Genomic DNA, 14890 nt, shown 5'->3' with positions numbered 1-14890 from the left:
AGGGTAAAAATCAAAGACGTTCACCCTACGCAAGCTAACTCAAGGTCGCTTTTATAAATATAAATGTATAAAAAATAATTTGGAAGTTAACACAGAATCTAAAGCCGGATGAATTTTAATTTTTTTGATAAAAGGGCTAAAGCCCACCCCTATTGAATATCTAAAGAATTTTGTCTGATTTGCAAGAAATATAATAATTACCCCAGCATCAATTCTCTTTCAATTCCAATCTCCTGAAGAAAAACTTCATCATGGGAAATCACCAGTAGAGTTCCATGATAATCTTTTATAGAATTGGTGAGAATTTCCACATTCTGGAGATCTAAATTATTCGTAGGTTCATCAAGGATAATCATATCGGGTGCTTTATTACTGATGGAAAGCCCACAAAGAAGCAACCGTAAACGCTCTCCACCACTTAGTATTCCACATTTTTTGTCCCAGGTATCTTTCCAAAATAAAAATCTGGACAGTAATGTTTTCACTTCGGATTCCTGCATGGCATTGTCATTGAAAGTCTGTACAAAATCGTAAAGCGTTGAATCATTATTAATAAGGGAATATTCCTGGTCAATATAGATACTGTTGAATTCTGTCTTATTTATTTTTCCTTCCGAAGGTTTAATATTTTCCAACAGAAGCTTTATCAGGGTAGTTTTTCCGGAACCGTTTGAGCCTTTCACTGATATTCGGTCTCCGCTTCGCACCTCCATACTGATGTTTTCTTTCCAGAGTTTTTCTTTTCCGTAAGTGAAATTAATATCTTCAACGGTAACAAGGATCTTTCCTGAATGTAGATTGGAATCATTAAAATTAACTTTCATCTGATCAGAATTCTTTAAGGAGGAACGCAGATCTCTTAAGTCACCGGAAATACCACTAATTTTCTCTGCGTGTAGACTTTTAAGTTTTGAACTGTTTTTTTCCGCATTATTCCGAAGGGTATTCATCATAATCCTTGCTACTCCGGATTTTTCCTGCTTGCCTTTACCTCGTGCATCCAGCTTTTGTTTTCTTTCCAGGGTTTCCCGTTCTTTTTCTTTTGCTTTTTTTAAAGCCCGCTCTTTGGAATGGATATCATTTTGCAATGCTTCCTCCTCCACTTCTTTCTGTTCGGCATAAAAGTCATAGTTTCCACCATAAGTTGCAATTCCCTGATTACTTAACTCAAATATGGTATCCACAAGATTGAGCAAAGTACGGTCGTGGCTTACGATAACCACTGTTGCATCTGTTTTGTCAATAAGATCATACAAGAGTTTTCTTCCTTCCCTGTCCAGGTGATTGGTCGGTTCATCCAATAAGATAATATCAGGTTGGTTGATCTGAATTCCAGCAAGAAAAACTTTAGTCTTCTGTCCTCCGCTCAGGTCTTCCAGTTTTTGAGTTAATTCAAAATTTTCGAGACCCCAATGCTCCAAAGCATTCTGGCATCTTTCTTCAATATCCCAGTCGTCATTGAGCGTTTCAAAATATATTTCGTCCACCTCACCATTGGTAATTTTTTGAAGAGCATGGAGTTTCTGATCTATCCTCAGGCATTCTGCAATGGTAAGATCATTTAAATTTCCAAACATCTGCGGTACATAAAAGATATTACCCTGGATATTGGTATTGCCGTTTAGAGGCTGTATTTCTCCCGCGATTATTTTCAGCAGGGTTGATTTTCCCACTCCATTACTCCCTACCAGAGCAGATTTGGTATGATACTGTATTGTTAAATTGATATGATTAAATAGAAGATTTCCTCCCGGAAACCCAAAGGATATATTTTGCAGTAAAATCATGATTTCTTTCTTAATAAAGGTTGAACACCAGCAACATTGTTGTTACCGTTTTATTGAGTCTGAAAGAAATGATATCCTACATGTCTGTTTTTTTGGGTTTTGAAAGAACAAAGATACTCATTTTTCTGAATATTTGTTTTTATCAATAATCAGGACATTTATCATTATCCTTTTCTTCCTTATTTCAAACACCTGCTTTTAATCCCTTTCAAAATCCTTTTTTTAAGGCTATATCATTCTATCTAATTAAAAATCTTATCATTCTTACTATTTAAACATACTTCGCTGTAATATTCAATTTTGTTGTTGCAATACCTTTTAACTTTCGAACTGACAAAAACAGGAAAGTATTTTAATCAAAAATCCGTAACTTTGCCAACTACTAAAAATTTTATGGAAAGCATTAAAGTTCACGACAAAACTTTCGTTCCTTATTTAAAGGATGCCGAAATTCAGGAAATTGTAAAAGAGACAGCGTTAAGAATTTATGAAGATTACAAGGACGAAGTTCCTGTTTTCATAGGGGTTTTAAATGGGGTGGTGATGTTCTTCTCAGATCTTTTAAAATATTACCCGGGAGAATGCGAAATTGCCTTCATTCAAATGAGTTCTTATGTAGGAACTGAGTCTACAGGGATCGTTTATCAGAAAATGGAGCTTACCAAAGATGTAAGAGACCGTCATATTATTCTTGTTGAAGATATTGTAGATACAGGAAATACCGTTGAAAGTCTTTTCAAATATTTCAAAGAAACACAACGTCCTAAATCTGTAAAACTGGCTAGTTTCCTACTGAAACCGGAGATTTACAAGAAAGATTTCAAACTGGATTATATCGGAAAGGAAATTCCTAACAAGTTTGTGCTTGGATATGGACTGGATTATGACGAATTGGGTAGAAACCTTCCGAATTTATATCAGCTGGAAGACGGACAAATCAACCATTAAACGCTGTTGGCTATTAGCTGATAGCTTTTAGCTTAAAATTATATAAAGAAATAAATTTAATAATAACTTAAAAAAGCTGAAAGCAAAGAGCAAACCGCCAAAAGCCTAAAGCCAGAAGCAAAATGCCAATTGCCTAAAGCGAATCAACATTATGATAAACATTGTTCTGTTCGGCCCTCCAGGAAGTGGAAAAGGAACACAAGCTCAGAATCTGATCGAAAAATTCAATTTAAAACAGGTTTCAACAGGTGATCTTTTCAGATACAACATGAAAAATGACACTGAACTTGGAAAACTGGCTAAATCATACATCGATAAGGGAGAATTGGTTCCGGATCAGGTAACAACAGATATGCTGATCGATGAGATCAAAAAACCAACTGATACCAACGGTTTTATTTTTGACGGATATCCAAGAACAACTGCACAGACAGAAGCTTTGGAAACAATCGTTAAAGAAGTACTGAATGACGAGATTGATATCTGTCTTTCATTGGTGGTAGAGGACAAAATTTTGGTGGAAAGACTTCTGAAAAGAGGTGAAACCAGCGGAAGATCAGACGACAGCAATGTAGAGATCATCGAAAACAGAATTAAAGAATATTATACCAAAACAGCAGAAGTTGCCGAGCTTTATAAGAAGCAGGGAAAATATGTAGAGGTAAATGGTGTTGGAGAAATTGATGAGATTTCCCAAAAACTTTTCGCTGAGGTAGAGAAAATTAAATAATCGGGATATGGCAGGGATAAGAAATTTTGTCCTGTAGCCTGAAGCCCGCAACACAAACTATATGTCTAACTTTGTAGATTACGTAAAGATCCATTGTAAAAGCGGACACGGAGGTGCTGGTTCTGCCCACCTTCGCCGTGAAAAGTATATTCCTAAAGGTGGTCCTGACGGAGGCGACGGAGGTCGTGGAGGTCATATCATCATGAAAGGAAATGCCAATGAATGGACTTTGCTTCCACTCCGATACACCCGTCACGTAAAAGCAGAACGTGGTGAAAACGGAGGAAAAAACCAGCTTACCGGTGCCTACGGAGCTGATGTTTATATTGAGGTTCCGGTGGGAACTATTGCCAAAAATGAAGAAGGCGAAATTATTGGTGAAATTTTAGAAGACGGACAGGAAATCATCCTGATGCATGGTGGTAAAGGAGGGTTAGGAAACGAGCACTTCAAGTCTTCTACGAATCAGACCCCAAGATATGCACAGCCAGGTCTTCCGGGAGAAGAAGGGTATATCGTTTTCGAGCTTAAAATTTTGGCAGATGTAGGTCTGGTTGGGTTTCCAAATGCCGGAAAATCTACACTTTTAGCATCTGTTTCTGCGGCAAAACCAAAAATTGCCAATTATGCCTTTACGACACTGACTCCTAACCTCGGAATTGTTGATTACAGAAATTACAAATCATTTGTAATGGCTGATATTCCGGGTATTATTGAAGGAGCAGCAGAAGGAAAAGGTTTAGGACACAGATTCCTGAGACATATCGAAAGAAACTCTATCCTTTTATTCTTAATTCCGGCTGATTCTGAAGATCATTTCAATGAGTTTAAGATTCTTGAAAATGAACTGAAGGAGTACAATCCTGAACTTCTGGATAAAGATTTCATTATTTCCATTTCAAAATCTGACCTTTTGGATGATGAACTGAAAAAGGAAATTGCAGCAGAGTTCCCGGAAAACAAACAGCCTCTGTTCTTCTCAGGTGTTACCGGAGAAGGTCTCATGGAACTTAAGGATGCGATCTGGAAACAGTTGCACGGATAAAATATTGATTTATCAGTTGTAAAAACTGCGTCATAAAAAACAGCCTCAGATTTCTCTAAGGCTGTTTTTTTTATAATGAATTTTCTTCTGTTAAATATTATTTTAAACCATTAGAAGGGTTTACGAGATCAAGTAAAATTAAGTTCAATTATTCCGATTTTAAGCGTGAAGTGAGACTTTGTTCTTAATATCTTCATCCGAATCTTAATGGTTCAATAAAAATTAAACTGATTTAACATAAAAACAAAAGAAAATTTTCTCTTTTGGAACAATTATTGGGAGATCCTCTGAAATTGAAAAAAACTATGAAATATTTGCTAGCCATTTGTGCATTTGTATTTTTAACATCCTGTACAACCTCTCAAAAAGTAAATTCAAAATATGCTGCCATTGAATATGAGGCGACTCCATGTTTTGGATTTTGTCCTGTTTTTAAAATGACCATCAATGCGGACAGAACTGCAGTCTTTGAAGCGGAACATTTTAATTTTAATGATAAACCTTCAAAAGATGAGTTTTCAAAGCCGCGTGAAGGAACTTTTAAAGGAACCATTAAAGAAGAGGATTACAATAAATTAATCAGCTTGCTCGACGGATTAAATGTAAAAGCATTAAATGATAAATACGGCGAACACAATATCACCGATCTTCCAACCTCTTATTTAAGAATCAAATTTGCTGACGGAACTTCAAAAAATGTGGAAGATTATGGAAAACGTGGAAGCGAGAAACTCTCAGAAGTGTACCAGTTTTTTGAAAATCTGAGAAAAAACCAGGAATGGACTAAAGTGAAATAAGCCTTATAAAAATATTTAAACTATCTTTACCGCAATAATTCCTTCTTTTGGGAGGAATTATTATTTTACAGAACTATTAACCATTCAAAAAAACATGAAGAAGAACATTTTTATCGCTCTGGCATTTGTTTTATCAACAATAAGTAATGCACAAACAACTTCCGAATCTATGAGCTTTGGAGTAAAAGGAGGATATACCTTATCCAGCATGAAATTCTTTAACACACAACTCGATTCAAAATCTTATTTCTACGCCGGAATCCTGGCCGAGCAACCTTTGTCCTCTAAATTTGGCTTGCAGGCTGAAGTATTATATACACAACTGGGTGGTAAAGACGCTTATCCCTGGTATGAGCTGGTAGGCAACGAAGTGGTAAACATGGGTAACATGAACTTTAATTATAAATTCAACCAGATACAGGTTCCCATTTCAGTAAAATATTATATTGTTCCGGAGCTTTCTGCTTCTGTAGGGATGAACTTAGGATTTAATATATCATCCAAAGTAAAAATGAATACTGTTTTTGATGAGGCTGAAACGCACAATTACGAATCTTTAAAAACCTTGAATTTATTTCCTTTTCTGGGTGCAGAATATAAGATTAATCAAAAGTTTTTTGTTGACGCCAGATACAATTTCAATTTTATAGAAATGAATAAAAGCAATGCAGTTCCCATTAAAATGGGATTTCTTCAGGCTGGCGTAGGATATAGATTTAAATAAACTGCAGATATCTAACAGAAAAAAATGGCGGCTCACATTCGGGCGGCCATTTCTGTTTTTCAATAGGCAATAAGTATAAAAAAGTGGAAAAAGATACTTAAAAATATTTAGACTACCTTTGCAGAATGTAATTCTTTCAGACTGAAGGAATTTTTATTTAAATTTTAAAATAATTCATTTGAATTTTACAGACTTAAACTTAATAGAACCTATTGCAAAAGCAATCCAGGAGCAGGGCTACACGACTCCGACTCCTATCCAGGAAAGATCTATTCCTGATATTTTAGAAGGCAGAGACTTTTTAGGTTGTGCGCAGACAGGAACAGGAAAAACAGCCGCTTTTTCCATCCCTATCCTACAGAATTTATCCAAAAATAAAATTCCCAATAAACATATAAAAGCCTTAATCCTTACCCCCACCAGAGAACTGGCCATTCAGATTGAGGAAAACATTAATGCTTACGGTAAATATCTTCCGTTAAAACAACTTGTTATTTTCGGAGGCGTAAAACAAGGAAATCAGGAAGCTGCTTTGAGAAAAGGGGTTGATATTCTGGTAGCAACACCAGGAAGACTTCTGGACTTTATTGCTCAGGGAATCATCAGCCTGAAAAACCTTGAAATTTTTGTTCTTGATGAAGCAGACAGAATGCTGGATATGGGATTTGTACATGATGTAAAAAGAGTTATTAAACTTTTACCTCAGAAGAGACAGACTTTATTCTTTTCGGCAACAATGCCGGCTGAAATTCAGAAACTGGCTAATTCTATCCTGAATAATCCTGTGAAAGTGGAGGTAACTCCGGTTTCTTCTACAGCAGATACCATCAAACAATCTGTATATTTTGTAGAAAAAGATAACAAACTGAATTTGCTTTCTCACATTCTTCAAAATGATATTTCAGATTCTGTACTGGTTTTTGCCAGAACGAAGCATGGCGCGGATAAGATTTCAAGAAAACTTCAGAAAGATAATATCTCTGCAGAAGCGATTCACGGTAACAAATCTCAGAATGCACGACAAAATGCGTTGAACAATTTCAAATCCGGAAAAACAAGGGTTCTTGTGGCGACAGATATTGCAGCCAGAGGAATTGATATTGATGAATTGAAGTTCGTAATCAATTTTGAACTGTCTGATGTTTCTGAAACCTATGTACACAGAATCGGAAGAACAGGAAGAGCCGGAGCTGAAGGAACCTCTATTTCTTTTGTAGACGGACTTGATCTTCTGAATTTAAAGAATACAGAAAAGCTGATCGGCAAAAAAATTCCTGTGATCAAGGATCATCCGTTCCATACAGATGATCTGGTGGCACAGAAGAGGGATTCGAATAATAAACCTGTTCCTGCCGGCGGCGGAAAGCCCAAAACAGAAAACAGTAATAATTCAAGGTCTAATAATAACCGTAAAAAGCCTTCTGCGGGAGCTTCTCTAGGTTTTAAAAAGCCTAAGAATAAGAATTTCACAAGAAAAAAATAAAAAATAAACCCCTTTTCAGTGTTGAAAAGGGGTTTATTTATCTTATTATTAAAGCTTATATTGCTTAACTTGGCTGAATTCGGGATAAGAATTGCAGGTTTTAATAGAGTCTGGAAGCTGGGAGCTGGAAGAGGGAAGTTATTGAGGTTATAACAATAACTGCCAGAAATTATAAGACTAACAGTAACCTCCAGCTTCTGTCTTCCAGCTTCCAGCCGCTTTACTTAAAAAGATTTTTTGCATTCTCTGTTGTGATACGGTCTATCTCTGTAAAGTCTTTTCCATAAATATTCACCAGTTTTCCGGCTACCAGATCAAGATAAGAACTTTCATTTCTTTTGCCTCTGTGAGGAACCGGTGCGAGATAAGGAGAATCTGTTTCCAGAACAATTTTATCCAATGGAACTTCGTTCAGAAACTGATCTATTTTTCCATTTTTAAAAGTGACTACTCCACCGATTCCTAAGATAAAATTAAGATCAATAGCATGTTGTGCCTGTTCCAGATTCCCTGAAAAACAATGGAAAATTCCTCTTAATTTAGGATGTTTTTTTCTTTCTAAAACCTCAAATGTCTCATCAAAACTTTCTCTTGTATGAATGACAATTGGAAGATCTTTTTCTATGGCCCAGTCGATCTGCTGCTCAAAGGCTTTCACCTGAATATCGAGTGTTGTTTTATCCCAGTACAGATCTATTCCGATCTCTCCTATCGCAGGAAAATGTCTTTGATCAAGATAATTTTTTACGATTTCAAGTTCTTTTTCCCAGGATTCCTGTTTTACATAACAAGGATGTAATCCCATCATAGAAAAAATCTGCCCCGGATATTCTGTTTCCAGCTGCAGCATTTTCTCATGAGACCCTGAGTCAATAGCCGGAAGGTAGAATTCTGTAATTCCTTTATCTAAAGCTCTCTGAATAGCTTCTTTTCTGTCTTCATCAAATTCTTCTGCGTATAGATGTGTATGTGTATCAATCATTTTATTTAAAATTTCAATAGATCTTCATAAGGGTTTTCAAGTCCCAGCAATAATCCGAAAGCGGGTTCTGTTTTTATTCCCTGTTTTTTAAGTTCTATTATTTTCTGTTTAAATTCTTCTCCTTTTTCCTGTAATATTTTGTATTCGGCAACCATATGAAGATAAGCGTTTTGCTCTATTGTAGGTTTATTCTGTCCGAAAATCTCGATGGGGAAACCATCAAGCATAAAATTTAATGTAATGCATTTTTCACCGTTTACGATAGGATATTCCACTTCTGCGTCTTGAGGAATGAGCTGACAAAATAGTAAATCATCCAGAAAGTCTTGCTCAAATTTTAAATCCACCTCAAAAATAAGATCCAGATCACTTCCTTTGATATCAATTTCTATAGGAACAGTTCCTGCCAGAATCGGAGAATAATCTTTCAGTTTCTCAAAGACACGATACTTTGTAAGAATTTCATAAGCTCTTTTCTGTCTTTCATTTCCATCCTTCAGATAATCAATTCTGGTAAAATCAGGCATTTAAAATATTTTATGTTTTACTTTTTTACGCTGTGCTTCAATTCTTTGATCCAGTTTTTCTCTGAATTCTATAAACTTGGGATCTTTCTTATCGCTGGTCTTATGTTCAAGAGCTTTGATAATCTTAAAATTTTCTTTGATAAAATTCTGGGTTTCTTCTGAAAAATACGACCTTCCGAATTTCTCAAAAATATAATTAACCGCCTGAGCGCTGGGATGGATCATATCTTCTTTGTAAAAACGGTAATCCCGGAGATCATCCATCAAAACCTCATAGACAGGCAGATAATGACAGTCTTCAAACATTGAAATTGATTCATGAATAGCTGTAATCAGTTTCGATTTGCTTAATTGATTTTCTACCATTCCATCCTTGGTATGTCTTACGGGAGAAACGGTAAACAGGATTTGGACTCCTTCTTTACAAATGTCTTTAAGGTCCAGAATAGTCTGGTAAATTGAACTGGTAAGCTCCTGATGGGACAGCAGTCTTTTCTCAAAAAACTTTTGCGGAATTTTATGACAGTTGGCTACCAGTTTATTTTTGGGCAGAAACTCATAAATAAATGATGATCCATAAGTAATGATGATCCAGTCGGCTTCCTGAAGAAAGGCATTTCCCGCTTCAATAGCTCCATTAATCTTATCTAAGGTCTGATGAATATAACGGGTATCAAAACTGGTATGATGATCCAGAGAGATATATTCTTCATTGTAAGTAATCAGTTCCTCTTCTTCATAAAATGCAGAATCATGTAATCTGTTGATGGCATGATTGATGGAATAAGGATTAAAAATCGTCCCGAAAGGATTATTAAGGGTCTGAAGTTGTCCGTCCTGCAATAGATCTGTCATTTCAGAGGCAAAACATGATCCTATTGAGAATATTTTATCTTCAATCTCAATCTTCTTTTCTGATGCGGGAATATCAACTTCTGTTCTGAATTTCATTGTATAAGGGTTAGGTTGCAGGAAATAAGTAGCGGGCAAATTACTGTTACCTGCTACCTATCATCTGCTGCCTATATTAACTTTCTCTTCTCAACAAATAATTGGCCAGTTCAATAAAAGGTTTTTTCTTTTCTTCCGGCACATCAATTTTCTGAAGATAACTTTGTCCGATTTCATTGTGTTTTTCAATCAGTCGTAATGCTTTTTCATCCACTTTTGTTCTTCTGAAAATCTTTTCTACCCCGTACACTTTATCAACGTTTTCCGTCTTTTTAGAATACCAGTAATCCAGTTCTTTTCTTTCCTCATCTGTAGCATGTTCTCTTGCTAACAGATACAGAACTGTTTTTTTATTTTCGTAAATATCTCCGGCGTGTTTCTTTCCAAACTGTGCCTGATCTCCGAATACATCAAGATAATCATCCATAATTTGGAAGGCAATTCCGATATGTTTTCCGAAATTGAAAATAGCTTTAGCATCTTTAAAATCTGCTTTTGCAATCAAAGCTCCTATTTCAAATGAAGAGGCACTCAACACTCCGGTTTTGTAGGTAATCATTCTGATATAATCATCAAAAGTAACATCCTTCTGAGTTTCAAAGTTGATATCATACTGCTGTCCTTCGCAAAGCAAAAGCCCTGTGTGGGTAAATATTCTGATACAAGCTTTGAAGATTTCAGGTTCAAGATCTTCAAAGAACTTGTACGCTTTCAGCATCAGTCCGTCTCCGGAAAGAATTCCTACGTTAAGACCATGTAAAGTATGAATGGTAGGCTTGTTTCTTCTCAAAGGAGCTTCGTCCATAATATCATCATGGATCAGGGTGAAGTTATGGAAAAACTCGATAGCCAACGCTGGCTTGATGGCCTGTTTAAGATCTCCACCGAACATCTCACATGCCATCAGCACCATAATGGGACGAAGACGTTTTCCGCCATGGGAAATAATATAATTCATCGGCTCGTAGAGCTCCGAAGGTTTATCTTTAAAAGTATATTTAGTGATGGCATCTGCAACAATCTGCTGGTATCTGTCTAAAAATTCCATAAAATCTTATAATTTGAACAAAAATACGATTTTTCAAGGCTTTATAAAACAAAAAACTTTGCCCAAAAGGACAAAGTTTGTATAATTATATGATTTGTTTTTTTAGAAAACGAAGGTTACCACAAGATAGGTAATTCCTGCAACAATTGCAGAGATTGGAATGGTAAGAACCCAGGCCCAAAGTAAGCTTACAGTGATTCCCCATCTTACCGCTGAAATTCTTTTTGTTAATCCTACCCCGATGATAGAACCTGTAATCGTATGGGTTGTAGATACAGGAATACCAAAGTGGTCTGTGATGAATAAAGTAATAGCACCTGCAGTTTCTGCACTTACTCCTTCTAATGAAGTTACTTTGGTAATCTTGGTACCCATTGTTTTGATGATCTTCCAACCACCGCTCATTGTACCTAAACCGATGGCAAGGAACGAAACTAAAGGAACCCAGATATAATGCTGCGCAAAATAATCAAAACGTTCTGCAGAAGGAATATTCAGATACTGAACATCCTGAAGCATATTAACGTGATAGTAAATTACCGCTGCACCAATGATCCCCATTACTTTCTGTGCATCATTCAAACCATGTCCCAAGCTGAATAAAGCGGATGAAGCCAGCTGCAATCTTTTGAAAGACTGGTCTGCTTTGTGCGGGTTTGACCTTTTATAAAGATGTACAATGATCAGGGTAATGATAATTGAAATAATCATCCCTATAATCGGAGCCATGAAAATGAACAGGAAGATAGGAATTACTTTATCAAATTTCACCACACTCTGGTGTGTTACCTGATTGAAAGCTTCTTTCACAGTACCCCACATTCCAAGATCCGGCTGGGCTGCAGCCACATCGTGATAATCCATCATGAAAGCATGCATAAGAGCTGCTCCCAGGAATCCTCCGATCAGCGTATGTGATGATGATGAAGGGATTCCGAACCACCATGTAAGCAGGTTCCAGGCAATAGCTGCCACAAGACCGGAAAATATAACTTCAAGGGTGATAAAATTCTCGTTAACTGTTTTGGCAATTGTATTACCAATTTTGAATTCTCCAATAATATAAGCAGCTATAAAGAATGCTGCGAAGTTCCAAAGCGCCGCCCAAAGTACAGCCTGGAATGGAGTTAAAACTTTTGTAGAAACTATAGTTGCAATTGAGTTGGCTGCATCATGGAAACCATTGATATAATCGAAGATCAGGGCCAGCGCAATAATAACTACAAGTAAAATCGGAAATTCCATTTTTTGCTATGTATTAGGCGTATTTAATCATGATGTTCTCAATGGTATTGGCAACATCTTCTGCTTTGTCTGTTACAATTTCAAGGTAGTTTAATACAGATGAAACTTTAATAATGTTGATGGCATCATTGGTTTCAAATAATTCTACCATTGAGTTGGAAAGCAAATCGTCAGCAATATTCTCAATAGAGTTCACCTTAATACAAGCTTCTTTCACCTGCTCCATGTTTTTGAACCCTTTAAGGTTTTTCATTGCATTCTGAATTTCAAGACATGCTTTGTGGATCAATAAAGAGAAGTCTGAATACGCCTTCATCTCAGGTGATTTGTAAAGGAAAATATATTTTGTGGATGCGTAGATATAATCAGCGATATCATCAAGCCCTGTTGCCAATGTGTGGATATCCTCACGGTCAAAAGGTGTAATGAAGTTTTTCCCTAATTCTACGAAAATTTCGTGAGTAAGTTCATCGTTCTTGTGTTCGAAGTCGCTCATTTTCTTCAACATTGAATCGTCATTAAGATCGAAATCCTTGATTCCTGTGTTGAATTCTTCTGACATTGCAACTAGATTTTCAGTTACTTTTTCGAAAAGTACAAAGAAGATTTTATCTTTTGGTTGAAAAGCGTGGAAAATATTACCAATTCCCATTTTTTAGTATTTATAATTCGTGTGCAAATTTCTTAAAAAAGGATTGTACGTGAAACTATATAACATTAAGTTTTGTTAACATTCGCTTAACTACTGATTATCAAATAAAAAAACCGGCATGAATGCCGGTTTTATATGGTATAGGAAGGATTAGTTGGCTACTTCAGCTCTCATATCTTTTCCTTTGAACTTCATCGATTGAATATTGCTCAATACATTGTCTTTGAACGATTTTTCAACTTCGAAGAAAGAGAATTTCTCTAAGATTTCGATATCACCGATTTCCGCTCTTTTCTTGCTTTTTCCGCCAGCAGTAGCTTTGTTGATAATATCTAAAACATCAAGCTTCTTCAAATGGTCTTTTTTACCAAGGTTGAAGAAGAATCTTACCATGTTTTCATCTCTTCTTCTTGGTTTTCCGCCACGATCTCTGTCTCTGTCACGTCCGCGATCTCTGTCCCTGCCTCTATCTCTGTCTCTGTCACGTCCACGGTCTCTTCTTGAGTAATCGTCATCCCTGCTGCTTAATTTCTGCTCAGCAAGGTCGTGCTTGTCTTTGTAGTATAAAGCAAGATCTTTCAACTGGAACTGTAGCAGCTGGTGCACCAGTTCTTCTTTTGTGAAGTTGCTCAGATCCGGGATTAAGCTATCATCAAATTCGAAAAGATCTTCGTGCTCTGTCAATAATTTTTCAAATACACCTCCTACCTGAGCTTTGATAATATCATCACCTGTAGGGATAAATCTTTCGTGGATTTCAATTTTCGTTGCAGATTTGATCTGCTTCAGCTTTCTGCTTTCTTCAGGCTTGATCAAAGCCATAGAAATACCGTCTTTTCCAGCTCTACCTGTTCTTCCGCTTCTGTGAACGAATACTTCAGGGTCATCCGGTAAAGAGAAGTGAATAACGTGAGTAAGAGAGTTTACATCCAGTCCTCTTGCTGCAACATCTGTAGCCACAAGAATATCAATGTTTTTCAATCTGAATTTCTTCATTACCGTATCTCTCTGCGCCTGAGAAAGATCACCGTGAAGAGCATCAGCGGCATATCCGTTCTGCATTAAGAAATCAGCAACCTCCTGAGTTTCCATTCTCGTTCTGCAGAAGATAATGGAGTACTGGTTTGGATTTGCATCGATAAGTCTCTTCAATGCTTCTTTTTTCTGACGGTATCCTACAACATAGTATTCGTGAGTAATGTTCTTCTTCACTTCGTTGATAGAACCTACAGAAATACGATGTGGTTTTGTAAGATAATTTTTGGAAATTCTTTCCACCTCTTTATTCATCGTTGCAGAGAATAAGAAAGTTTGTTTCGTTTCCGGAGTTTCGCTTAGAATCGTTTCCAATTCGTCTTTGAATCCCATAGAAAGCATTTCATCAGCTTCGTCTAATACTAACCAATGGATCGCAGAAAAATCTAATGCTTTTCTGTTGATAAGATCAATTACTCTTCCCGGAGTTCCCACGATAATCTGTGGCTTATCCTTCAAAGATCTCATCTGCTCTACAATACTACTTCCACCATAAACCGCAGTTGTCTTGATGTCTTTCATATACTTAGAGTAATTCTTTATGTCCTTCGAAATCTGAAGACATAATTCCCGTGTCGGACAAAGCACCAATAATTGGATTTTGCGACTCGTATCGTCAATCATATCCAAAATCGGAAGCGAAAACGCTGCTGTTTTGCCTGTCCCTGTCTGCGCAAGTGCGATCAAGTCGCGAATATCTGAAAGAATAAAAGGGATAGTCTGTTTTTGGATTTCTGTTGGGCTTTCGTAACCCAGTTCGCCAATTGCCTTAAGGATATCAGGACTTAAATTGGTTTCCGTAAATAAATTCATTAACTATTTTAAAATTTTTGCAAAGATACAATAAATATTTGATTTGTTTTTGAATAAATTTTTAAATATGCAAACTTAAATTCACAATCCTTTAATATTTCTTTGATTTTTGGAAAATTAAAT

The 14890-nt window shown here is 36.4% G+C and carries 14 protein-coding genes; 6 read left to right on the top strand and 8 right to left on the bottom strand.

Annotation, left to right across the window (positions count from 1 at the left end; all coding sequences use genetic code 11):
- Positions 1 to 197: 197 nt before the first annotated feature.
- Complete coding sequence (locus tag AC59HC_RS22210) at positions 198 to 1787, bottom strand: ABC-F family ATP-binding cassette domain-containing protein (RefSeq protein WP_496559383.1); 1590 nt, start codon at positions 1785 to 1787, stop codon at positions 198 to 200.
- 393 nt (positions 1788 to 2180) lie between these two features.
- On the opposite strand from AC59HC_RS22210, the gene AC59HC_RS22205 reads away from it, so the two are divergent.
- The 6 genes from AC59HC_RS22205 (at position 2181) to AC59HC_RS22180 (ending at position 7514) form a co-directional block, all read left to right on the top strand.
- Positions 2181 to 2735, top strand: a complete 555-nt coding sequence (locus AC59HC_RS22205; protein WP_047374145.1) for a phosphoribosyltransferase — start codon at positions 2181 to 2183, stop codon at positions 2733 to 2735.
- A 151-nt stretch (positions 2736 to 2886) separates the two neighbouring features.
- Positions 2887 to 3465, top strand: coding sequence for an adenylate kinase (locus tag AC59HC_RS22200; protein WP_202839791.1), 579 nt, complete (start codon positions 2887 to 2889; stop codon positions 3463 to 3465).
- A 61-nt stretch (positions 3466 to 3526) separates the two neighbouring features.
- Positions 3527 to 4510, top strand: coding sequence for a GTPase ObgE (gene obgE, locus AC59HC_RS22195; protein ID WP_202839793.1), 984 nt, complete (start codon positions 3527 to 3529; stop codon positions 4508 to 4510).
- Positions 4511 to 4815: 305 nt separating this feature from the next.
- Positions 4816 to 5307 carry a DUF6438 domain-containing protein gene (locus tag AC59HC_RS22190; protein ID WP_411414348.1) on the top strand — a complete coding sequence of 164 codons (492 nt, stop codon included), beginning with the start codon at positions 4816 to 4818 and terminating at the stop codon, positions 5305 to 5307.
- A 94-nt stretch (positions 5308 to 5401) separates the two neighbouring features.
- The gene (locus AC59HC_RS22185) at positions 5402 to 6031 is read left to right on the top strand and encodes a porin family protein (RefSeq protein WP_411414347.1); all 630 of its coding nucleotides are present in this window, start codon (positions 5402 to 5404) and stop codon (positions 6029 to 6031) included.
- Between the two features lie 178 nt (positions 6032 to 6209).
- Complete coding sequence (locus AC59HC_RS22180; protein ID WP_110010791.1) at positions 6210 to 7514, top strand: DEAD/DEAH box helicase; 1305 nt, start codon at positions 6210 to 6212, stop codon at positions 7512 to 7514.
- Between the two features lie 220 nt (positions 7515 to 7734).
- On the opposite strand, the gene AC59HC_RS22175 is transcribed toward AC59HC_RS22180, so the two are convergent.
- From AC59HC_RS22175 to AC59HC_RS22145, 7 genes are all read right to left on the bottom strand, one after another.
- A complete protein-coding gene (locus tag AC59HC_RS22175; RefSeq protein WP_137905421.1) occupies positions 7735 to 8496 on the bottom strand; it encodes a TatD family hydrolase in 762 nt (253 codons plus the stop codon).
- 5 nt (positions 8497 to 8501) lie between these two features.
- Positions 8502 to 9023 carry a DUF4269 domain-containing protein gene (locus AC59HC_RS22170; RefSeq protein WP_411414345.1) on the bottom strand — a complete coding sequence of 174 codons (522 nt, stop codon included), beginning with the start codon at positions 9021 to 9023 and terminating at the stop codon, positions 8502 to 8504.
- Positions 9024 to 9974, bottom strand: a complete 951-nt coding sequence (locus AC59HC_RS22165; protein WP_343643837.1) for a GSCFA domain-containing protein — start codon at positions 9972 to 9974, stop codon at positions 9024 to 9026.
- A 76-nt stretch (positions 9975 to 10050) separates the two neighbouring features.
- Positions 10051 to 11022, bottom strand: a complete 972-nt coding sequence (locus tag AC59HC_RS22160; RefSeq protein WP_110010795.1) for a polyprenyl synthetase family protein — start codon at positions 11020 to 11022, stop codon at positions 10051 to 10053.
- A gap of 102 nt (positions 11023 to 11124) precedes the next feature.
- A complete protein-coding gene (locus tag AC59HC_RS22155) occupies positions 11125 to 12267 on the bottom strand; it encodes an inorganic phosphate transporter (RefSeq protein ID WP_110010796.1) in 1143 nt (380 codons plus the stop codon).
- A gap of 13 nt (positions 12268 to 12280) precedes the next feature.
- Positions 12281 to 12919 carry a DUF47 domain-containing protein gene (locus AC59HC_RS22150; protein WP_027374906.1) on the bottom strand — a complete coding sequence of 213 codons (639 nt, stop codon included), beginning with the start codon at positions 12917 to 12919 and terminating at the stop codon, positions 12281 to 12283.
- A gap of 150 nt (positions 12920 to 13069) precedes the next feature.
- The gene (locus tag AC59HC_RS22145; protein ID WP_202839809.1) at positions 13070 to 14767 is read right to left on the bottom strand and encodes a DEAD/DEAH box helicase; all 1698 of its coding nucleotides are present in this window, start codon (positions 14765 to 14767) and stop codon (positions 13070 to 13072) included.
- Positions 14768 to 14890 lie beyond the last annotated feature (123 nt).

The sequence above is a fragment of the Chryseobacterium sp. DZ-32 genome (assembly GCF_059587025.1).
Note: the sequence above shows the minus strand (reverse complement) of the source record. Positions and strands in the feature narration are given on the sequence as shown.

Coding starts and splice junctions, on each gene's coding strand:
- AC59HC_RS22170 (WP_411414345.1), bottom strand. CDS start 9,023: ATGCCTGATTTTACCAGAATTGATTATCTGAAGGATGGAAATGAAAGA.
- AC59HC_RS22210 (WP_496559383.1), bottom strand. CDS start 1,787: ATGATTTTACTGCAAAATATATCCTTTGGGTTTCCGGGAGGAAATCTT.
- AC59HC_RS22150 (WP_027374906.1), bottom strand. CDS start 12,919: ATGGGAATTGGTAATATTTTCCACGCTTTTCAACCAAAAGATAAAATC.
- AC59HC_RS22190 (WP_411414348.1), top strand. CDS start 4,816: ATGAAATATTTGCTAGCCATTTGTGCATTTGTATTTTTAACATCCTGT.
- AC59HC_RS22145 (WP_202839809.1), bottom strand. CDS start 14,767: ATGAATTTATTTACGGAAACCAATTTAAGTCCTGATATCCTTAAGGCA.
- obgE (WP_202839793.1), top strand. CDS start 3,527: ATGTCTAACTTTGTAGATTACGTAAAGATCCATTGTAAAAGCGGACAC.
- AC59HC_RS22165 (WP_343643837.1), bottom strand. CDS start 9,974: ATGAAATTCAGAACAGAAGTTGATATTCCCGCATCAGAAAAGAAGATT.
- AC59HC_RS22200 (WP_202839791.1), top strand. CDS start 2,887: ATGATAAACATTGTTCTGTTCGGCCCTCCAGGAAGTGGAAAAGGAACA.
- AC59HC_RS22185 (WP_411414347.1), top strand. CDS start 5,402: ATGAAGAAGAACATTTTTATCGCTCTGGCATTTGTTTTATCAACAATA.
- AC59HC_RS22175 (WP_137905421.1), bottom strand. CDS start 8,496: ATGATTGATACACATACACATCTATACGCAGAAGAATTTGATGAAGAC.
- AC59HC_RS22155 (WP_110010796.1), bottom strand. CDS start 12,267: ATGGAATTTCCGATTTTACTTGTAGTTATTATTGCGCTGGCCCTGATC.
- AC59HC_RS22205 (WP_047374145.1), top strand. CDS start 2,181: ATGGAAAGCATTAAAGTTCACGACAAAACTTTCGTTCCTTATTTAAAG.
- AC59HC_RS22160 (WP_110010795.1), bottom strand. CDS start 11,022: ATGGAATTTTTAGACAGATACCAGCAGATTGTTGCAGATGCCATCACT.